The 19,687-nt window shown below is 73.6% G+C and carries 20 protein-coding genes; 7 read left to right on the forward strand and 13 right to left on the reverse strand.

Annotation, left to right across the window (positions count from 1 at the left end):
- Positions 1-536 precede the first annotated feature (536 nt).
- The 7 genes from ABZY31_RS26930 to ABZY31_RS26960 all read right to left on the reverse strand — a co-directional run bounded on the left by ABZY31_RS26930 (position 537) and on the right by ABZY31_RS26960 (position 6,981).
- On the reverse strand, positions 537-725 hold the full coding sequence (locus ABZY31_RS26930) for a DUF397 domain-containing protein (RefSeq protein WP_356415052.1): 189 nt from the start codon (positions 723-725) through the stop codon (positions 537-539).
- Positions 685-1,533 (reverse strand): helix-turn-helix transcriptional regulator, encoded by an 849-nt coding sequence (locus ABZY31_RS26935; RefSeq protein WP_356415055.1) that lies wholly within the window; start codon positions 1,531-1,533, stop codon positions 685-687. Before ABZY31_RS26935 ends, ABZY31_RS26930 begins: the two co-directional genes overlap by 41 nt.
- 111 nt (positions 1,534-1,644) lie before the next feature.
- The gene (locus ABZY31_RS26940; protein WP_356415147.1) at positions 1,645-2,292 is read right to left on the reverse strand and encodes a DUF4360 domain-containing protein; all 648 of its coding nucleotides are present in this window, start codon (positions 2,290-2,292) and stop codon (positions 1,645-1,647) included.
- Positions 2,293-2,341: 49 nt separating this feature from the next.
- Entirely contained in the window at positions 2,342-2,998 is a 657-nt protein-coding gene (locus tag ABZY31_RS26945) for a DUF4360 domain-containing protein (RefSeq protein ID WP_356415057.1), read from the reverse strand.
- 528 nt (positions 2,999-3,526) lie between these two features.
- On the reverse strand, positions 3,527-4,690 hold the full coding sequence (locus tag ABZY31_RS26950) for a hypothetical protein (RefSeq protein ID WP_356415060.1): 1,164 nt from the start codon (positions 4,688-4,690) through the stop codon (positions 3,527-3,529).
- Positions 4,691-5,272: 582 nt separating this feature from the next.
- A complete protein-coding gene (locus ABZY31_RS26955) occupies positions 5,273-6,181 on the reverse strand; it encodes an SDR family oxidoreductase (protein WP_356415063.1) in 909 nt (302 codons plus the stop codon).
- A gap of 38 nt (positions 6,182-6,219) precedes the next feature.
- Positions 6,220-6,981, reverse strand: coding sequence for an SDR family oxidoreductase (locus tag ABZY31_RS26960; protein WP_356415065.1), 762 nt, complete (start codon positions 6,979-6,981; stop codon positions 6,220-6,222).
- 56 nt (positions 6,982-7,037) lie between these two features.
- Here ABZY31_RS26960 and ABZY31_RS26965 point away from each other — a divergent pair, with 56 nt between their 5' ends.
- Genes ABZY31_RS26965 through ABZY31_RS26985 form a run of 5 tightly spaced genes read left to right on the forward strand, consistent with a single transcriptional unit; the run spans position 7,038 to position 11,473 of the window.
- Positions 7,038-7,793 carry an enoyl-CoA hydratase family protein gene (locus ABZY31_RS26965; protein WP_356415067.1) on the forward strand — a complete coding sequence of 252 codons (756 nt, stop codon included), beginning with the start codon at positions 7,038-7,040 and terminating at the stop codon, positions 7,791-7,793.
- Positions 7,790-8,656 carry a CoA-transferase gene (locus ABZY31_RS26970; protein ID WP_356415070.1) on the forward strand — a complete coding sequence of 289 codons (867 nt, stop codon included), beginning with the start codon at positions 7,790-7,792 and terminating at the stop codon, positions 8,654-8,656. The genes ABZY31_RS26965 and ABZY31_RS26970 overlap by 4 nt, the downstream gene beginning before the upstream one ends.
- Before the next feature lie 47 nt (positions 8,657-8,703).
- Positions 8,704-9,456, forward strand: a complete 753-nt coding sequence (locus ABZY31_RS26975; RefSeq protein ID WP_356415150.1) for a CoA-transferase — start codon at positions 8,704-8,706, stop codon at positions 9,454-9,456.
- On the forward strand, positions 9,456-10,505 hold the full coding sequence (locus ABZY31_RS26980; RefSeq protein ID WP_356415073.1) for a nitronate monooxygenase: 1,050 nt from the start codon (positions 9,456-9,458) through the stop codon (positions 10,503-10,505). Before ABZY31_RS26975 ends, ABZY31_RS26980 begins: the two co-directional genes overlap by 1 nt.
- 29 nt (positions 10,506-10,534) lie before the next feature.
- Entirely contained in the window at positions 10,535-11,473 is a 939-nt protein-coding gene (locus ABZY31_RS26985) for a tyrosine-protein phosphatase (RefSeq protein WP_356415076.1), read from the forward strand.
- A 126-nt stretch (positions 11,474-11,599) separates the two neighbouring features.
- On the opposite strand, the gene ABZY31_RS26990 is transcribed toward ABZY31_RS26985, so the two are convergent.
- From ABZY31_RS26990 to ABZY31_RS27010, 5 genes are all read right to left on the reverse strand, one after another.
- Positions 11,600-13,291 (reverse strand): DEAD/DEAH box helicase, encoded by a 1,692-nt coding sequence (locus ABZY31_RS26990; protein WP_356415079.1) that lies wholly within the window; start codon positions 13,289-13,291, stop codon positions 11,600-11,602.
- A 100-nt stretch (positions 13,292-13,391) separates the two neighbouring features.
- Complete coding sequence (locus tag ABZY31_RS26995) at positions 13,392-13,598, reverse strand: cold-shock protein (RefSeq protein ID WP_283457653.1); 207 nt, start codon at positions 13,596-13,598, stop codon at positions 13,392-13,394.
- A gap of 229 nt (positions 13,599-13,827) precedes the next feature.
- On the reverse strand, positions 13,828-14,985 hold the full coding sequence (locus ABZY31_RS27000; protein ID WP_356415082.1) for an acetyl-CoA C-acetyltransferase: 1,158 nt from the start codon (positions 14,983-14,985) through the stop codon (positions 13,828-13,830).
- A 20-nt stretch (positions 14,986-15,005) separates the two neighbouring features.
- The gene (locus ABZY31_RS27005; RefSeq protein ID WP_356415085.1) at positions 15,006-15,620 is read right to left on the reverse strand and encodes a TetR/AcrR family transcriptional regulator; all 615 of its coding nucleotides are present in this window, start codon (positions 15,618-15,620) and stop codon (positions 15,006-15,008) included.
- Positions 15,621-15,646: 26 nt separating this feature from the next.
- Complete coding sequence (locus tag ABZY31_RS27010; protein WP_356415088.1) at positions 15,647-16,435, reverse strand: SDR family oxidoreductase; 789 nt, start codon at positions 16,433-16,435, stop codon at positions 15,647-15,649.
- Positions 16,436-16,595: 160 nt separating this feature from the next.
- Here ABZY31_RS27010 and ABZY31_RS27015 point away from each other — a divergent pair, with 160 nt between their 5' ends.
- Together ABZY31_RS27015 and ABZY31_RS27020 are read left to right on the forward strand one after the other, a co-directional pair.
- The gene (locus tag ABZY31_RS27015) at positions 16,596-17,741 is read left to right on the forward strand and encodes an acyl-CoA dehydrogenase family protein (RefSeq protein ID WP_356415091.1); all 1,146 of its coding nucleotides are present in this window, start codon (positions 16,596-16,598) and stop codon (positions 17,739-17,741) included.
- Complete coding sequence (locus ABZY31_RS27020) at positions 17,741-18,742, forward strand: acyl-CoA dehydrogenase family protein (RefSeq protein WP_356415094.1); 1,002 nt, start codon at positions 17,741-17,743, stop codon at positions 18,740-18,742. The genes ABZY31_RS27015 and ABZY31_RS27020 overlap by 1 nt, the downstream gene beginning before the upstream one ends.
- Before the next feature lie 184 nt (positions 18,743-18,926).
- Here ABZY31_RS27020 and ABZY31_RS27025 read toward each other — a convergent pair whose 3' ends face one another.
- Positions 18,927-19,679, reverse strand: a complete 753-nt coding sequence (locus ABZY31_RS27025) for a class I SAM-dependent methyltransferase (protein WP_356415097.1) — start codon at positions 19,677-19,679, stop codon at positions 18,927-18,929.
- Positions 19,680-19,687: the final 8 nt, after the last annotated feature.

The raw sequence follows: 19,687 nt of genomic DNA on the forward strand, positions 1-19,687 counted from the left end.
CACTACCGACCGGGGGCGGAGCCCCAGGCGCCCCGCAGGGGACAACGACCCTGGCGGGCCGCCCCGGGCTCCGCCCGGACCCGCGCCTCAAACGCCGGCGAGGCTGGAGGGGGCCCGGCGAAGCCGAAGGGGCGCCCCGCAGGCCCGCACCCGCGTCACGCGTCAGAGCACCCGCACCCGCACCCCTCGCCCCCACCCCCGCACCCGTCGCCGTCCTCGTCCCCGGGACCCCGTACAGGCGCACTGCCCCGACCCCGGCTCATCAGCCAGCCCAGCACGAAGAAGGCGACGAACGACGCCAGGACACCCCACATGATGATGGCGTTCGTGCTCATGTGCCGGATGTGCCCGGCCCCGCAGGCCGGAACACCCCCTTCCACCGCCGGGCCGTACGGACGCCGCAGAACACGATGGGCCGAGGCGGTTCAGCGGGCCGATGGGCTGGGTAGTGATACGTCATCGCACGAGAAGGACCGGACCCGACCTCCCGCCAGGGGGCCGGGTCCGGTCCGTTTTCCGGGCCGTGCCGCCGCCGTCTAGAGCGCCCCGACGAAGGCCGCGAAGGCGGTGCGGCCGACGGTGAAGACGGGCCCGTCGGGGACCTTGGAATCCCGGACGGCGACGAGACGCGGCTGCGGAGCGACCTCGACGCATTCGCCGCCGCTGCTGCCGCTGTACGAGGACTTACGCCACCGCGCGCCCGCCAGCTCCTGGTTGGTCTCCATAACGTTCCTCCATGACGCGAGCGATCAGCGCGGCCGAATCCCGGGGGGACAGGGCCTCGGCCTGCAAACGAGCGTATCCGACCGAACGCTCTTTGATCACTTGCGGGTTGGCGGTCATGTGACCGGAGTCGTAGCTCTCGCTGTAGTGGATGTCGGGATCGCCGTCGAAGCGCAGCAGGGTGAACGACCCCATCATCCCGGTGTGCTGACCAGCTGAGAACGGCAGCACCTGAAGGTCCGCCCACTGCCGGTCACGCAGGCTCAGCAGGTGGGCGAGCTGGTTGCGCATGACGTCACGTCCCCCGATCTCGCGGTGGAGGACCGCCTCGTCCAGGACCGCCCACAGCACCGGCGGCTCCTCTTGGACCAGGATGCGCTGCCTGTCCAGCCGGGCCTCCACGGCGCCGTCGAGACTCTCGGGGTACTCGACGCCGAGGACCGCCCGCGCGTACGCGTCCGTCTGGAGCAGTCCGTGGACCAGCTGGCACTGGTACGTGGAGATGTACGCCGCCCGGGCCTCCATCTCGGCGTAGGCCCGGAACCACACCGGCAACTGGCTGCGGAGCACCAGCCCCACCAGGCGGCTGAACTGCCCGTCCGTGCCCAGCGCCGCGTCGAGCCGTTCGGAAAAGTCCCGCGTCGGCACCTTCCGGGCGTTCTCCACTTGGCCGATCAGGGATCCGGTGCAGTAGATGATGTCGCCGAGCTGCGACTGCTTCAGCCCCGCAGCCTCCCGCAGGCGACGCAGTTCGGACCCGTAGTAGTCCAGCGGGGAGTCGCTGGGATCGAGGTCGCGGATGTTGACCATGGGCGGTCACCCCCAAGTACGCGCCGTGTGGCGCTCGTTCCGGTCGGCGACCGAGCGTAACGACCCGGACGCGGCGCGGTACCGGAATTCGGGCAACCGCCCACGCACGGGTTACGCCCTCGGCGCCGGGCACACCTGCCAGGCGAGGTGGTAGAGGGTGTTCACGCTCGCGTCGGTGGAGTCCATCGCCATGAAGCTCGTCGTGCCGGGGGCGGACGTACCGGCGTTCACGCGCAGTTCGGTGTTGATGTTGAAGTTGCGCTGCTCTCCGCAAGGGGCCCAGACCAGGTCGGCGTACTCGGTCCTGTCCGTCGTCTGCCAGTTGTCTTCCAGCGGGCCGCCGAACTGGTGGGTGCGCTGGGTGGTCTGCGGCATGCCCTGGAAGTAGTAGCCCGCGCGTTCCTGGCCGGACGCGCCGCGCTGGAGGGAGGCGAAGCCGCGGTAGTCGGCCTGGACGATGGCGTAGGTGAAGCCGGAGGGGACGTGCACACGCAGGTTGAGCTGGCAGTTCTTGCGGAAGCCGGTGGGCGGGGCGCCGGGGCCGACCTGGGCGAGGTACTCGCTGTAGGTGACGGTGAAGGCCGTGTTGTCGGGGGCGACGGCGACCTGGGCGGTGCCTTCGCGGCAGCCGGAGCCGTTGACCGTGGCGAGCTCGATCACGATCTTGTCCGGCGGGACGGTGATGGGCGTCGCGTGGGCCGGGGCCGCGGAGGCCAGCAGGGCGGCGGTCGCGGCGGCGGCGAGCAGGGTTCGGGGCAGGGAAGGAGACACGGGCGTCACTCCTGGCCGTGAGGTGGGACGGGCGGTTTCAGGCGGCCGGACACTGCTTCCACTCGACGTGGTAGACGGTGCTGACGCTGCCGTCCGTCGAGTCCATGCTCATGAAGTTCAGGGCCTGGGGGCCGGAGGTGCCCGCGTAGACGCGCAGTTCGGTGTTGACGTTGAGGATCCGGTCCTCGCCGCAGGGGGCCCAGACGAGGTCGGCATGGCCGGTCTGGTCACTGGCCTGCCAGTTGTCCGCGTACGGGCCGCCGAACTGGTGGGTCGTACGGGCCGTCTGCGAAGCGCCCTGGAAGTAGTAGCCCGCGCGCTGCTGGCCGTAGGCGCCGCGCTGGAGGCTGGCGAAGCCGCGGTAGTCGGCGCGGGCGACGGCGTAGGTGAAGCCCTGGGGGACGTGGACACGGAGGGCGAGTTGGCAGTTCTTGCGGAAGTCGGTGCCGGAGGAGCCGGCTCCGGTCTGGGCGAGGTAGTCGCTGTAGGTGACGGTGAAGGCGGTGCCGTCGGGGGCGGCGGCGACGTCCGCGGTGCCGGTGGGGCAGCCGGAGCCGTTCGCGCCGACCACCTCCACGGTGATCCGGCCGGGGGGTACGGCGGCCGGGCCGGCGGCCCGGGCGGTGGCGGTGGGGGCGGTCACGGCCACCAGGGTCAGGGCGGCGGCCCCGAGGGCCAGTCTGGGCAGGGGCATGTCCGGTACTCCGTCCGGTGAAGGTGCGGCCGGGTCCGCTATCCGGATCCGACGTGGGCATGCACATGCCACCACGGGGTCGGGGGCTGGGTAAGCCCGCTATACGGCCAACCCCCTCGCCCCCGGGCCGCGTGGCCCGAACCAACGCCCGCGTCCCGCTCCCGCCCCGGCCCACCAGCATCCCCACCGCACGCCGCGGCCCGCCCGCCCCCCGCTTTGTCCGGAACCCGGACCCACCCCGAGCCCCGGCCCCTCCGGGGGCGCCTCAAACGCCGGCGCTGCTGGGATGACCCGCGCTGCCGCGGCACCGGCCGAGCCAACCCACCCGGCCCCGAATCCCGGGAGCCCGACATCCCGCCCAGGCAGCAACCCCAGCCCGCCCGGCGTTTGAGGGCCCGCCGGAGGCCCCACGCATCCGCACCCCTCCCCCGCACCTCAAGCGCCAGGTGGCTCGGCCCTCCGGGGGCGCCTCAAACGCCGGCGAGGCTGGGATGGCCGTCCCAGCCCGCCCGGCGCTTGAGGGCCGGGCTAGCGCCAGACGATCGCGCGCGGGGAGACGTCCCAGTAGTCGGCACGCCCGAGCACCTGACCGGCATTGTTGATCGTCAGTGCCATCGAATCCTTCAGCACCCGCCCCGGCTTCTCATCCGGCAGCCCCGTCGCGTTCCCGCCGGCATCCCACACGGCTGCGTGGCCCCCGGAAACCCCCACCGCCAGCCCCGCATCGTTGAGCGCGTACACATTGCGGGAGGACGTGCCGGGGACCGGCTTCATCACCACCATCCCGCCGGCGTCGTCCCAGCGCACGTTCTCGATGCGGTCGCCGATCTTGGTCGCGCCGAGGAACACGTCCCGGTTGTTCACGTCGTAGGCGGCGCTGCCGTCGGCCGCGCCCGGCATGACGCGGAACACGCAGCAGCGCAGCGCCCGCGCCGCCCGGTATCCGCCCGCGACCGGGTCGTAGGTGTCACCGGCGACCGTTCCGCGGTTGTTGATGTCCGTGGCGTTGGCGGGAGAGGGGAACTGGCTCGCGCCCAGGTACGAAACCTTGCCGCTCGCGTCCCAGCGCACCGCCGAGGTGCTGCTCGTGCCCAGGAAGCGGGCGGAACCGATGATCTCTCCGCTGTCGTTGATCCGGGTGGCGAGGCTGCCGACGGAGTTCGGCGGTTTTTCCAGGAAGGTCGGCTTGCCGTCGCGGTCCCAGCGCACGGCCCAGGTGGTGCTGTAGAGGGACGTCGTGCCGACCGCCACGTGCTGGTTGTTGATGTCCTCGGCGACGCTCTGCAGGTAGCCCTCGGGTTCCTGGAGCCGTTTGGCCGTGCCGGAGGAGTCCCAGGTCACGGCGTGCTGCTTGCCGTCGGGGGTGTTGGCCGCGCCGGAGATGACGCCGTCGTCGTTGACGGCCTTCGTCGCCATCCAGTCGTCACCCAGGCCGACGAGGCGGGTGGGCGTGCCGTCGGGCTCCCACCGGACGGGGACGTACTTCTCGCCCCGGGGAGCGCCCGCCGTGCCGACGACGTGGCCGGCATCGCTGAGCAGCGAGCCGAAGGTCGAGACGAAGCCGTCCGGGGGGCGCAGTTCGGACATCACCAGGGCCGCCGTGGCCCTTGCCGGCGGTGTGGTCGTGGTGCCGGTGGTCTGGGCGGGGCCCATGGGTAGCGTTGCCGCCACCACCAGAGCCGTCGTGGTCACCGCACGTAACATCAAGTCCCCCTCCAGGTACGCGTACGGGGCGCTCCGCGTTCCCCGCCCCGGTCGCATTCTGTGCCCCCCGTCCGCCAGGCGAAAGCACGCGCCCGGCCGTTGCCCGTGCCCGGTGACCGCCCCGCCTCCCCTCCGGGGGCGCCTCAAACGCCGGCGGGGCTGGGATGGCCCGCGCTGCCGCGGCACCGGCCGAGCCAACCAACCCAGCCCGCGGATCCCCGGAGCCCGGCATCCCGCCCTACCGGCCAACTCCAGCCCGCCCGGCGCTTGAGGGCCCGCCGGAGGCCACCCACACCCGCACCCCTCCCCCACACCTCAAGCGCCAGGTGGCTCGGCCCTCCGGGGGCGCCTCAAACCCCGGCGAGGCTGGGATGGCCCCAGCCCGCCCGGCGCTTGGGGGCACCCCGCGGCCGGGGTCGGCCTCGGGGGCGGAGGGAGGGCCCGCGGCCCGGGTCGGGGCCAAGGCCCGCGCCCTCGGCCAGGCCCCGCGCCCGTGCCCACGCCCAGGGCCCAGGGCCCGCGCCCGCACCCAGGGCCCCCGCGCCCAGGGGCCCCGCACCGGCGCCCCCCTTACCGCCCCCCGTACACCGGCCACGCCGGCTCCGCCTCGGACAGGAGCTTCGCGGCCGCCGTGCCCGCCTCCGACGGGGTCCAGCGGGAGGCACGGTCGGCGGTGGGGCCGGGGCGCCAGCCCTGCATGACGGTGATCCGGCCGCCCTCCGCCTCGAAGACCCGGCCCGTGACCCCGGCGGAGGCGTCCGAACCGAGCCACACCACCAGCGGGGACACGTTCTCCGGCGCCATCGCGTCGAAGGCCCCGGCCGCCGGGGCGGCCATGGTCTCGGCGAAGGCCTGCTCCGTCATGCGGGTCCGGGCCGCCGGGGCGATCGCGTTCACCTGGACCCCGTACCGGCCCATCTCCGCCGCCGCGACCAGGGTGAGGCCCAGGATGCCCGCCTTCGCCGCGCTGTAGTTGCCCTGGCCGACGGATCCCAACAGCCCGGCCCCAGAGGAGGTGTTCACCACCCGCGCCGCCACCTCGCGCCCCGCCTTCGCCTCGGCCCGCCAGTGCGCCGCCGCGTGCTTGAGCGGCAGGAAGTGCCCCTTGAGGTGGACCCGCATGACAGCGTCCCAGTCGTCCTCGTCCAGGTTCACGAGCATCCGGTCCCGCAGGAACCCCGCGTTGTTGACCAGGGTGTCGAGCCGCCCGAAGGTGTCCAGGGCGCACTCGACCAGCGAGGACGCGCCCCCGGTCGTCGCGATGTCCCCGCCGTGGGCCACCGCCTCGCCGCCCAGCGCGCGGATCTCCGCCACCACCGCCGCCGCCGGGCCGTCCGGCCCCGGCAGGCCGTCGAGGCTGACGCCGAGGTCGTTGACGACGACCCGCGCGCCCTCCGCCGCGAAGGCCAGCGCGTGGGCCCGGCCCAGCCCCCGTCCCGCGCCCGTCACGATCACTACCCGGTCCTCGGCGAGGCCCATGTCAGTTCTCCTTCTCCTGAGGGGGGTGTCGGTGTCCGTCATGTCTGGTTCGCGGTGGCGGCGTCCAGGAAGGCGGGGCGTTCCCCGCCGCCGTGCAGCAGCAGGCTCGCGCCGGACACGTACGCGGCCCGGTCGGAGGCGAGGAAGACGGCCGCCCCGCCCACGTCGGAGGGTTCGGCGAGCCGTCCGAGCGGGACGGTCGCGCCGACGGCCGCGATGCCGCTCTCGTCGCCGTAGTGCAGGTGGGACAGTTCGGTGCGCACCATGCCGGGCACCAGGGTGTTCACCCGCACTTCGGGGGCCCACTCGACGGCCATCGAGCGGGCCAGGTTCTCCAGCCCGGCCTTGGCCGCTCCGTAGGCGGCGGTGCCGGGCGAGGGGCGGGTGCCGCTGACGCTGCCGATCATGACGATCGAGCCGCGCGCCTCCCGCAGGAAGGGGCGGGCGGCGAGCGAGGCGGTCATCGGGGCGGTCAGGTTCAGGGCGACGACCCGCGCGTGCCGTTCGGCCTCGCCCTCGCCGAGCAGCCGGTAGGGGGTGCCGCCCGCATTGTTGACCAGGCAGTCGAGGCGCCCGTAGCGGTCCGCGACGTGTGCGAAGAACTCCGCCACCGCCGCCGGATCGCGCAGGTCCAGGGGGAGGAAGCAGGCCGTACGGTCCCCCGCCGCCACCGGTTCGTCCGGCGGGCGGCGCGCGCAGACGACGACCCGCGCGCCCGCCGCGAGGAACGACCGGGCGATCCCGGCGCCGACTCCCCGGGTGCCACCGGTGACGACGACGACCCTCCCGTCCAGCTCCATCGGCTGCTACCTTCCTTCCCTAACAAACGTTTGGTGGAAAGGTAGCTGATCCGCTCATGGGTGTCTCCACCTCCGGCCCCGGCAAGGGCATCGCACTCGTCACAGTCGACTTCCCACCGGTCAACGCCCTGCCCGTACGCGGCTGGTACGACCTCGCCGACGCCCTGCGCGCCGCGGGCCGCGACCCCGAGGTGCGGTGCGTGGTGCTGGCCGCGGAGGGCCGCGGCTTCAACGCCGGCGTCGACATCAAGGAGATGCAGCGCGACACCGGGCACGGCGCTCTCATCGGCGCCAACCGCGGTTGCTACGAGGCCTTCGCGGCCGTGTACGAATGCGAGGTCCCGGTCGTCGCCGCGGTGCACGGCTTCTGCCTGGGCGGCGGCATCGGCCTGGTCGGCAACGCGGACGCCATCGTCGCCAGCGACGACGCCACCTTCGGCCTGCCCGAGCTGGACCGGGGCGCGCTCGGCGCCGCCACGCACCTGTCCCGGCTGGTCCCGCAGCACCTGATGCGCGCCCTCTACTACACCTCGCGCACCGCGACGGCCGCCGAACTGCACGCGCACGGCTCGGTGTGGAAGGTGGTCCCGCGGGCCGCCCTGCGCGCGGCGGCGCTCGAACTGGCCGCCGAGATCGCCCTCAAGGACGGCTACCTGATCCGCCTGGCCAAGGCGGCGATCAACGGCATCGACCCCGTGGACGTCCGGCGCAGCTACCGCTTCGAGCAGGGCTTCACCTTCGAGGCCAATCTCAGCGGGGTCGCCGACCGGGTCCGCGACACCTTCGGAAACGGAGACGGGGAACGCTCATGAGCGACAAGACGATGACCCCCGACGAGGTCGTCGGGCAGCTGCGCAGCGGCATGACGGTCGGGATCGGCGGCTGGGGTTCGCGCCGCAAGCCGATGGCCCTGGTCAGAGCACTGCTCCGGTCCGAGATCACCGATCTGACCGTGGTCTCCTACGGGGGCCCGGACGTGGGGTTGCTGGCCGCGGCCGGGAAGATCCGCAAGCTGGTGGCCGCCTTCACCACCCTGGACTCGATCCCCCTGGAGCCCCACTTCCGGGCCGCCCGCGAGCGCGGCGCCTTCGAACTCACCGAGATCGACGAGGCCATGTTCATGTGGGGCCTGACCGCCGCCGCCAACCGGCTGCCGTTCCTGCCCGTCCGGGCCGGCCTCGGCTCCGACGTCATGCGGGTCAACCCCGAACTGCGCACGGTGACCTCCCCCTACGCCGACGGCGAGGAGTTCGTCGCCGTCCCCGCCCTGCGCATGGACGCGGCCCTGGTCCACATGAACCGCGCCGACCGCGCGGGCAACGGCCAGTACCTGGGCCCCGACCCGTACTTCGACGACCTCTTCTGCGAGGCCGCCGACACGGCGTACGTCTCGTGCGAGCGGCTGGTCGACACCGCCGAGCTGACCCGCGGGGCGGCCCCGCAGACCCTCCTCATCAAGCGGCACGCGGTCACCGGTGTCGTCGAGACCCCGCACGGCGCGCACTTCACCGCCTGCGCCCCCGACTACGAGCGCGACGAACCCTTCCAGAAGGCCTACGCCACCGCGGCCGCCGACCCGGCCGCCTGGGCGCAGTTCACCGCCCGCTTCCTGTCCGGCGACGAGAAGGCCTACCAGTGCGCCGTCCAGGCCTGGCACGAGGAGCAGCAGAAGTGACGAGCACACCGGCCACCGACGGCCCCGCGCCCCGCCCCGCCCCCGGCCTGCCGCCCGGCCGGCCTCCCGCCCCCGCGACCCGCGCCGACCACTGCGTGATCGCCTGCGCCGAAGCCTGGCGGGACAACGGCGAGGTCCTCGCGAGCCCCATGGGCCTGATCCCCTCCATCGGCGCCCGGCTCGCCCGCCGCACCTTCTCCCCCGACCTCCTGCTGACCAACGGCGAGGCGTTCCTCATCGGCCCGGACGGCGCCACCGAGGGCTGGCTGCCCTACCGCCAGCACCTGACGATGGTCACCGGCGGCAAGCGGCACGTCATGATGGGCGCGAGCCAGATCGACCGGTTCGGCAACCAGAACATCTCCTGCATCGGCGACTGGGAGCAGCCCGCCCGCCAGCTGCTGGGCGTGCGCGGCGCCCCCGTCAACACCCTCAACAACCCGGTGAGTTACTGGATCCCCAAGCACTCCTCGCGGGTCTTCGTGGAGCGCGTGGACATGGTCTCGGGCGTGGGCTACGACCGCGCCGCCGCGGCGGGCCCCTCCGCGAGCCGCTACCACCGCCTCCCCCGCGTGGTGACCAACCTCGGGGTGTTCGACTTCGAGACCCCGGACCGGTCGATGCGCATCGCCTCCCTGCACCCCGGGGTCACGCTGGAGGAGGTCCGCGCCGCTACCGGTTTCGACCTCGCGGGCACGGACTCCTTCCCGTACACCCGCGAGCCGACCGCCGCCGAACTGCGCCTGATCCGCGAGGAACTGGACCCGCGCGCCACCCGGCTGCGCGAGGTGCCGGCGTGATGGAGACCGCGCTCACCCGGCTCGTCGGCATCGAACACCCCGTCGTCCAGACCGGCATGGGCTGGGTAGCGGGCCCGCGCCTGGTCTCCGCCGCGGCCAACGCGGGGGCGCTGGGCATCCTGGCCTCCGCGACCATGACCCTCGACCAGCTGCGCGCCGCGGTGCGCGAGGTCGCGTCCCGCACGGCGGCGCCCTTCGGGGTCAACCTGCGCGCCGACGCGGGCGACGCGGCCGAGCGGGCCCGGCTGATCATCGACGAGGGGGTCCGGGTCGCGTCCTTCGCGCTGGCGCCCTCCCGGGAGCTGATCGCCCTCCTCAAGGACGCGGGTGTCGTGGTGATCCCGTCCGTCGGCGCGCGCCGCCACGCCGAGAAGGTCGCGGCGTGGGGCGCGGACGCGGTGATCGTGCAGGGCGGGGAGGGCGGCGGGCACACCGGGGAGGTGGCCACGACCGTCCTGCTGCCGCAGGTGGTGGACGCGGTGGACATCCCGGTGATCGCCGCGGGCGGCTTCCACGACGGGCGCGGTCTGGTGGCGGCGCTCGCCTTCGGGGCGGCGGGCATCGCGATGGGCACCCGCTTCCTGCTGACCTCCGATTCCACCGTCCCCGACGCGGTCAAGGCGCGCTACCTCGCGGCGGGCGTCAAGGACGTCACGGTGACGACGGCCGTGGACGGGCTCCCGCACCGGATGCTGCGCAGCGAGCTGGTGGTGGCCCTGGAGCGGGCGGGCCGGGCGCGGGCACTGGCCGAGGCGGTCCGGCACGCGGCGGCCTTCCGCCGGATCTCGGGTCTGAGCTGGCCGCAGATGGTGCGTGACGGCCTCGCGATGAAGCACGGCAAGGACCTGTCCTGGAGCCAGGTCCTGCTCGCCGCCAACACCCCCATGCTCCTGAAGGCGTCCATGGTCGAGGGCCGTACGGACCTCGGCGTCATGGCATCGGGCCAGGTCGCGGGCGTGATCGAGGACCTTCCGTCCTGTGCGGAACTCGTCAGCCGCGTCATGGCCGAGGCACACGCAGTGCTCCGCGCCCTGCCTCCGGCCGGGTGATCCCCCTTCTCCCCTCAGGAGTCGCACCGATGAGCCGTGCCCGCATCCGCCTGGCGGCGACCGGAGTGCTTCTCTCCGCGCTCGCCGCCACCCTCCCCGCCTCCGCGCACGCCGCGCCGAGGGGCGTCCCCGCCCCTGCGGCCGCCCGGCACCACCGGCAGCAGACGGCGGAAACGATTCGCCGGATCCCGCTCCAGGGCGCCGTCAACGTCCGTGACGTGGGCGGCTACCGCACCCTCCTCGGCGGCCAGGTCCGCCAGGGCCTCGTCTACCGTTCCGACGCGCTGAGCAAGCTGACCGACGCCGACCTCACCACGGTCTCCGGTCTCGGCCTCACGAAGGCCGTCGATTTCCGCATCCCGATGGAGCTGCAGTACGACGGGGCCGACCGGCTGCCCGCGGGACTGACCGCCACCTCGCGCCCGGTCAGCGACCTCGGCCTGTACGGGACCCTGGTGGGCGCGATCGCCACCGGCGACCCGGTCAAGCAGGAGCAGATGCTGGGCGGTGGCCGCGCCGAGGCCTACATGCGCGGCATCTACCGGACCTTCGTCACCAGCCAGGAGAGCCGGGCGCAGTTCGCCGCCACGCTGCGGGAGATCGCGGACGGCGCGCAGGGCCCGCTCCTCTACCACTGCACCTCCGGCAAGGACCGGACGGGCTGGATGAGCTACGTACTGCTGCGGGCGCTGGCCGTGCCGCAGTCCGCGGCCGAGCAGGACTACCTGGCCTCGAACACCTTCCGGGCGGCGTACGACGCGCAGGTCCGGGCGGCGCTCAAACAGTCGGGCCGGATGCAGAACCCGGACCTGCTGATACCGCTCCAGGAGGTCCGCCAGGACTACCTGGACGCGGCGACGGCGCAGCTGGCGGCGGACTACGGCGGCTTCTACGGCTACCTGACGGACGGCCTCGGGCTGGACCTGCGGACCCTGGCGAAGCTCCAGGGCAAGCTGGTCCGCTCGTAGCCCCCGACCGGCCCGCACACCTCCCGGACCGCCCCGGCCCGCCACCGGAAACGACGAGAACGCCGGGCGGCGCGTGTGCGCCGCCCGGCGTTCTCGTCGTACGGGTACCGGTGGGGTGCCGGAGGATCAGGCGCTCGGGCGGCCCGACCCGGCGCCGCCGCCGGTCGCGCGGCGCCGACCGCCGAAGCCCTGGCTGGCGCCCTGGGCGCCACCGCTGCGGGTACGGCCGCCAGCCGCCCCTGCCGCGCCGGAGCCGCCGCGGCGGCCCTGGCCGGCGGAACCACCGGAGCCCGCGGCGACCGGAGCCGCACTGCGGGCGCGGCGCGAACGCTCGCCCGCACCGGAGCCCGCGCCCGAACCGGAGGCGGAACCGGAGCCGCCGCCCTGCGGGGCGCCGGAGCGACGGCGCGCACCCTGGCCACCGCTCTTGGCGGCGGGACGCGCCTTGGCCGGGGTGGGCTGCGGCACCTCCATCACGACGGGGATGCCGGAGGGCACGCGGGCGCCGGTCAGGCGGACCAGTTCCTCGTCCGAGGAGCGGATCTGCGCGGTGCGGGGGTTGATGCCCGCGTCCGACATGAGCCGGGTCATCTCGCGCTTCTGCTCGGGCAGGACCAGGGTGATCACGCTGCCGGACTCACCGGCGCGCGCGGTACGGCCGCCGCGGTGCAGGTAGTCCTTGTGATCGGTGGGCGGGTCCACGTTGACGACCAGGTCGAGGTCGTCGATGTGGATGCCGCGGGCCGCGACGTTGGTGGCGACCAGCGCGGTGACCTCGCCCGTCTTGAACCAGTCGAGGGTGCGGTTGCGCTGCGGCTGCGAGCGGCCGCCGTGCAGGCCGGAGGCGCGGACGCCGTCCGCGAGGAGCTTCTTGACCATGCGGTCGACCCCGCGCTTGGTGTCGACGAACATGATCACCCGGCCTTCGCGAGCGGCTATGCGCGTGGCCACGGCCTTCTTGTCGGTCTCGTCCATGACGTACAGGACGTGGTGCTCCATCGTGGTGACGGCGCCGGCCGACGGGTCGACGGAGTGCGAGACCGGGTCGTCCAGGAACATCTTGACGAGCTTGTCGACGTTCTTGTCCAGGGTCGCGGAGAAGAGCATCCGCTGGCCGCCGGGCTCGACCTGCTTGAGCAGCGCGGTGACCTGCGGCATGAAGCCCATGTCGGTCATCTGGTCGGCTTCGTCGAGGACCGTGATCGAGACCTGTCCGAGGGTGGCGTCGCCGCGCTCGATGAGGTCCTTCAGACGGCCGGGGGTGGCGACGAGGACCTCGGCGCCGCGGCGCAGGGCGCCGGACTGCCGGTTGATCGACATGCCGCCGACGACGGTGGTGATGCGCAGGTTCACGGCGGTGGCGTACGGCGTCAGCGCGTCCGTCACCTGCTGGGCCAGCTCGCGGGTCGGTACGAGGACCAGCGCGAGCGGCGCCTTCGGCTCCGCGCGGCGGCCGGCCGTACGGGCCAGCAGCGCCAGGCCGAAGGCGAGCGTCTTGCCGGAGCCGGTGCGGCCGCGGCCGAGGAGGTCACGGCCGGCGAGCGAGTTCGGGAGGGTGGAGGCCTGGATCGGGAACGGCTCGGTGACGCCCTGCGCGGCGAGGGTCTTCAGCAGCGCGGCGGGCATGTCGAGGTCCGCGAAGGCGGCCACCGGGGGGAGGGCCGGGGTGATCGGGTCCGGCATGGTGAATTCCTGCGGCCGGGCAGGCTGGGCGGAACCGCCCTTGGGCCGGCCGCCGCCAGCCTTCGGACGTCCCTGGGCAGCACCCCGACCCCTGACGGGACGGCGGCTGGGACGTGCGGAGCTGGAGCTGGTCATGCGGGGAGGCCCTCCTGGAACCGGCGGAAATGCATCGACGGAACAACACACAGGCCGGGGCCCGCACCTCGCGGTGCGGACCCCGGCCGTGCGAAGAGCGTCAGTTAGCAGGCAGGATGTTCTCGGCCTGCGGGCCCTTCTGACCCTGGGTGACCTCGAAGGACACGCGCTGGCCCTCCTGGAGCTCACGGAAGCCCTGGGTGGCGATGTTCGAGTAGTGCGCGAAGACGTCCGGGCCGCCGCCGTCCTGCTCGATGAAGCCGAAGCCCTTTTCCGAGTTGAACCACTTCACGGTGCCAAGTGCCATTTTTAAATCTCCTGAATAGGTGGCAAGGGCCCCATCCGGAGAATGCCGGAAACAATAAAAGCGCCTGAGGAGCAATCCCGTCAGGCGCACATAAAGTTCATGGGTACCACAACTGCAACGTCTCCAACGTACCACAGGAAGACGGCGGATCTTGTCCACGGGTGTGTGACGCACGTCGCCCCGGCGCGTCCCGGCGAGCCGCCGGGACGCCGCCCGGGCGCCCCGCCGGTCAGAGCCGCTCGATGATGGTCACGTTGGCCTGACCTCCGCCTTCGCACATCGTCTGCAGTCCGTAGCGGCCGCCGGTGCGCTCCAGCTCGTGCAGGAGCGTCGTCATCAGCTTGACGCCCGTGGCACCCAGCGGGTGGCCCAGCGCGATGGCTCCGCCGTTGACGTTCACCCGATCGGGGTCGGCGCCGGTCTCCTTCAGCCAGGCGAGGACCACCGGGGCGAAGGCCTCGTTGATCTCGACCAGGTCGATGTCGTCCAGGGACAGCCCGGTCTTCTTCAGCGCGTACGCCGTCGCGGGGATCGGCGCGGACAGCATCCGGATGGGGTCCTCGCCGCGGACGGAGAGGTGGTGGATGCGGGCGCGCGGCGTCAGGCCGTGTTCCGCCACGGCCCGCTCCGAGGCGATCAGCAGCGCGGCGGCGCCGTCGGAGACCTGGGAGGAGACGGCCGCGGTGATGGTGCCACCGTCCACGACGGGTTTCAGGGCCGCCATCTTCTCCAGGGTGGTGTCCCGGCGCGGCCCCTCGTCGGTGCGGACGTCGCCGTGGGCGACGGTCTCGCGCGCGAAGCGGCCCTCGTCGATCGCGCGCAGCGCCCGCTGGTGGGAGCGCAGGGCGAACTCCTCCATGGCGCGCCGGGAGATCCCCCACTTCTCGGCGATCAGCTGGGCGCCGTGGAACTGGTTGACGGGGGCGTCGCCGTAGCGGGCGCGCCAGCCCGCCGAGCCGGCGTAGGGGCCTTCGGTGAGGCCGAGGGGTTCGGCGGCCTGCCGCGAGGCGAAGGCGATCGGGATCATGGACATGTTCTGGGTACCGCCCGCGACCACCAGGTCCTGGGTGCCGGACAGGACGCCCTGCGCGGCGAAGTGGACGGCCTGCTGCGAGGAGCCGCACTGGCGGTCGACGGTGACGCCGGGGACCTCCTCGGGGAGTCCGGCGGCGAGCCAGGCGGTCCGGGCGATGTCACCGGCCTGCGGGCCCACCGTGTCGAGGCAGCCGAAGACGACGTCCTCGACGGCGGCCGGATCCACCCCGGACCGCTCCACGAGCGCTTTCAGGACGTGGGCGCCGAGGTCGGCCGGGTGGACCGCGGAGAGCCCTCCCCCTCGCCGGCCCACGGGGGTGCGTACCGCGTCGATGATGTAGGCCTCGGGCATCGGGACTCCTCGGTGGGGGTTCAGGGACGGAGCGCGATCCCGTCCAGGACCATCGAGAGGTACTGGCGGGCGATCTCCTCGGGACTGTGCTGTCCCCCCGGCCGGTACCAGGACGCCGCCACCCACACCGTGTCGCGCACGAAGCGGTAGGTGAGGCGGACGTCCAGGTCGGCCCGGAAGACCCGCGCGGCGACCCCCCGCTCCAGCGTCCCCAGCCACGCCTTCTCGAACTTGACCTGCGAGTCCGAGAGGTAGTGGAAGCGGGGCTGCGCGGACAGGTGCCGGGCTTCCTTCTGGTAGATCGCGACGGCGGCGCGGTGCCGGTCGATCTCCCGGAACGATTCGGTGACGAGGGCCTCGATGGTCTCCCTGGGGCCGAGTCCGGCGGCGAGCACGCTGTCGTAGCCCTGCCACAGCTCGTTCAGGAAGGTCGAGAGGATCTCGTCGAGCATCGATTCCTTGGAATCGAAGTGGTAGTAGAGGCTGCCCGCGAGCATCCCCGCGGCGTCGGCGATCTTGCGGACGGTGGTGGCGTTGTAGCCCTGGGCTGCGAAGACCTCGGCCGCGGTGGCGAGGAGTTCCCCCCGGCGCTCCGGCGAGGCCGTCACCTGCTGCTTCTTCTGGTTCGTTGGCACGCGCCCATTGTGGTCCCAGACGCCCCTCAGGCGTGCTGGCTGCTGACCGGGACGCTCTCGCCGGTCATGTAGGACGCGTAACCGCTGGCCAGGAACACGATGACGTTGGCGACCTCCCAGGGCTCGGCGTAGCGCCCGTAGGCCTCCCGCGCCGTGAGCTCCTCCAGGAGTTCCGCGCTGGTGACCTTCACCAGGTGGGGGTGCATGGCGAGGCTGGGGGCGACCGCGTTGACCCGGACGCCGAACTCCGCGGCCTCCAGGGCCGCGCAGCGGGTCAGCGCCATCACGCCGGCCTTGGCGGCGGCGTAGTGGGCCTGGCCGCTCTGGGCGCGCCAGCCGACGACGGAGGCGTTGTTGACGATCACCCCGCCCGTGCCGGCCGCCTTCAGGGAGCGCAGGGCGGCGCGGGTGCAGCGGAAGGTGCCGTTCAGGGTGACGTCGAGGACCTTGGTCCACTGGTCGTCCGTCATGTCAACGAGGGAGGCCGTGCCGCCGAGGCCCGCGTTGTTGACGACGACGTCCAGGCCGCCGTGGATGCGTTCGGCGAGCGCGAAGAGGGCCCCGACCTGCTCCTCGTCGGTGACGTCGCAGGGCAGGGAGGCGACCCGGTCCGCGCCGAACTCGGCGGCGAGCGCGTGCTCGGTCTCCTTGAGGCGGCGGGCGTGCGCGTCGCCGATGACGATGCGGGCCCCCTCTTCCAGGAAGCGGCGGGCGGTGGCGCCGCCGATCCCGGCGCCGGCCGCCGCGGTGATCACGGCCGTCCGGTCCTTCAGCAGGCCGTGCCCGGCGACGTACCGGGGAAGGGTGGCGTCCATGCCGGACCTCCTGGTGGGGAGCGAGGATCCGCGCGGACTCCTCGACGCTGCTGACGGGCGTACGTTAACCTACCAAACACTTGTTAGGGAAGCGTGCCCGGACGCCCGCCCGACGGCACGGGGGCACGGGCGGCGCGGCGACGACGGAGGCGACCGGCTGATGGACCTGACCCATACGCCCGAGGTGACCGGCTTCCGGGCCGAGGCCCGGGCCTGGCTGCGCGCGCACGTGCCCGCGCGGCCGCTCCCCTCCCTCGAAACCTCGGCGGGCTTCGCCGCGCACCGGGAGTGGGAGGCATTGCTGGCGGCGGACCGCTGGTCGGTGGTGTCCTGGCCCGAGGAGTACGGCGGCCGCGGCGCGGACCTCGTGCAGTGGCTCGTCTTCGAGGAGGAGTACTACGCCGCGGGCGCCCCCGGCCGGGTCTCGCAGAACGGCATCAACCTCCTCGCCCCCACCCTCTTCGACCACGCGAGCCCCGCGCAGCGGGCCCGCGTGCTGCCGCCGATGGCGCGTGGCGAGGTGATCTGGGCGCAGGCCTGGTCGGAACCGGAGTCCGGCTCCGACCTGGCCTCGCTGACGTCCCGGGCGGAGCGCACCGAGGGGGGCTGGCTGCTGACGGGGCAGAAGACCTGGTCCTCGCGGGCGGCGTTCGCGGACCGGGCGTTCGGCATCTTCCGCACCGGGGCGGGCACGGCCAAGCCCCACCAGGGCCTGACGTACCTGATGTTCGACCTGCGGGCGCCGGGGGTGACCGTACGGCCCATCGGGCGCCTGGACGGGAAGCCGGCCTTCGCGGAGCTGTTCCTGGACGGGGTGTTCGTGCCCGACGAGGACGTCATCGGCGAGCCGGGACAGGGGTGGCGCATCGCGATGTCGACCACGGGCAACGAGCGCGGGCTGACCCTGCGCTCCCCCGGCCGCTTCCTGGCGGCGGCCGACCGGCTGACGGCGCTGTGGCGGGAGCGGGCGGACCCGGCCGACACCGCGCTGCGCGACCGGGTCGCGGACGCGGTGATCGGGGCGCGCGCCTACGAGCTGTTCACCTGGACGAACGCCTCGCGGTTCGCGGCGGGTGAGGCGATCGGCGCGGAGTCGAGCCTGAACAAGGTGTTCTGGAGCGAGTACGACATCGCCCTGCACGAGAGCGCGCTCGACCTGCTCGGCGCGGACGCGGAGCTGGCGGACGGGCCGTGGGCGGAGCCCTGGCTCTTCTCGCTGGCCGGGCCGATCTACGCGGGCACCAACGAGATCCAGCGCGACATCATCGCCGAGCGGCTGCTCGGCCTCCCGAAGGGCCGCCGCTGATGCGCTTCCTTCCGACCGACGAGCAGTCGGACTTCGCCCGCACCCTGCGCGCGCTGCTGGGCGCCTCGGACGTGCCGGCCGTCGTACGGTCCTGGTCGGGCGGGGCGTACGGGCCGGGCCGGGCCCTGTGGACCCGGCTCGCCGACACCGGCCTGTTCGCGCTGGCCGCACCGCAGGACGCGGGGGCGCGGAAGTACGAGGGGCTCGGCGTCCACCCGGTCGAACTGGCCCTCGGCTTCGTGGAGCTGGGGCGGGCGGCGGTACCGGGGCCGCTGGCGGAGACGGTGGCGGCGGTGGCCCTGCTGTCGGATCAGGGGCTGGGGGACGGGGCCCTGGCCGAGCGCTTCCTGCCGGGGCTGCTGTCGGGCGAGGCGGTGGCCACGCTGACCCTGGCCGGGGGCGGCCCGTACGCGCTGGACGCGGCGGCGGCCGACCACGTCTTCACGGTGTCGGCGGCGGGTGCGCTGCGGCTGGCGGGGGCGGGCGCCGGGCCCCCGATGACCTCGCTGGACCCCGCGCGGCGGCTCTCGCGGCCCGGCCCGGACGGTGAACTCCTGGCCGCCGGGCCGGGGGTGGCGGCCGCGGCGGGCGCGGCGCTGCGGTGGGCGCGGCTGCTGACCGCGGCGCAGAGCCTGGGGGTGGGCGAGGCGCTGCTGGGGCGGACGGTGGAGTACGTGAAGCAGCGCACCCAGTTCGGGGTGGCGATCGGGTCCTTCCAGGCGGTCAAGCACCGGCTGGCGGACACCCTGATCGCGCTGGAGTTCGCGCGGCCGCTGGTGTGGGCGGCGGCCCTGACCCTGGCCCCCCGGGACATCGCGGCGGCCAAGGTCGCCGCCGGCGAGGCGGCCTACCGGGCGGCCCTGACCGCGCTCCAACTCCACGGTGCGGTGGGCTACACGGAGGAACTGGACCTCTCCCTCTGGCTCCGCAAAGCCCGCCCCCTCCGCGACGCCTGGGGCACCCCCTCCACCTGCCGAGCCGAACTCCTGCCCGCCCCCTGACCCCGGCCGGTGTCCTTCCCTATCAAGCCCCGCCGGCGTTTGAGGCGCGGGTCTGGGCAGAGCCCAGGACGACCGGCCGCAGACGGACAACAGGCCGAACCATCACTCGCGGCCGAGCCTCCCGGGCTCCGCCCGGACCCGGTCCTCAATCGCCGGACGGGCTGAGGGGGGCCACCCCAAGGGCTTACGGGACGGCCACGCAGAGGGTGGTGACGTAGTCCTCGCGCAGGACGCCGTCGGGGAAGAGCGCCAGCAACCGCACCCGCTCGGCCGCGAAGAAGTCCCCCGAGGCCCCGTCCCCCAGGACGAGGAAGGCCGAATGACTGGCCAGGTTCGCCAGGTGCGTATCCACCGGCACCCGCCGCGCCCAGCGGACCTGCCGCGTGGCGAAGGCGAGGCCGGCGGCAAGGCCGCGCGGCGCGATCCCCGGCTCGGCGGACAGCAGCTCCGCCACCCGCCGGTCCTGCGCGTCGATCCACGGCACGGAGGCGTCCAGGTCGTTCCACCACAGGGCCAGCGCCCCACCACCCCGCAGCACCCGCCGCACCTCGGGAACCGAGCGGACCGGGTCGGTCCAGTGCCAGGCCTGGGCGTAGGTCACCAGGTCGAAGGCCCCGGAGGCCAGCGGCAGCCGGTCCCCGTCCCCCCGGACCAGCGGTATCCCGGGGTGCGCGCGCCGCAGCTCGGCCGCCATGCCGTCACCGGGCTCGACCGCGACCACCCGCGCCCCCCGCCCCGCCAGCAGCGCGCTCGCGATCCCGGTGCCCGCCCCGACGTCCGCCACCCGCGCCCCCTCCAGCGGCCGCCCGGCCAGTTCCTCCAGGGCGTCGAACAACTCCGTTGGATACCCGGGCCGGTTGGCCCCGTACAGCGCCGCGGCCGCGTCGAAGGAACGGGCACGGGCCCGTATATGGCTCGGTGAGGATGAGGTGCTCATTCCCCCAT

The organism is Streptomyces sp. NPDC006529 (assembly GCF_040611795.1).
GTDB lineage: Bacteria > Actinomycetota > Actinomycetes > Streptomycetales > Streptomycetaceae > Streptomyces.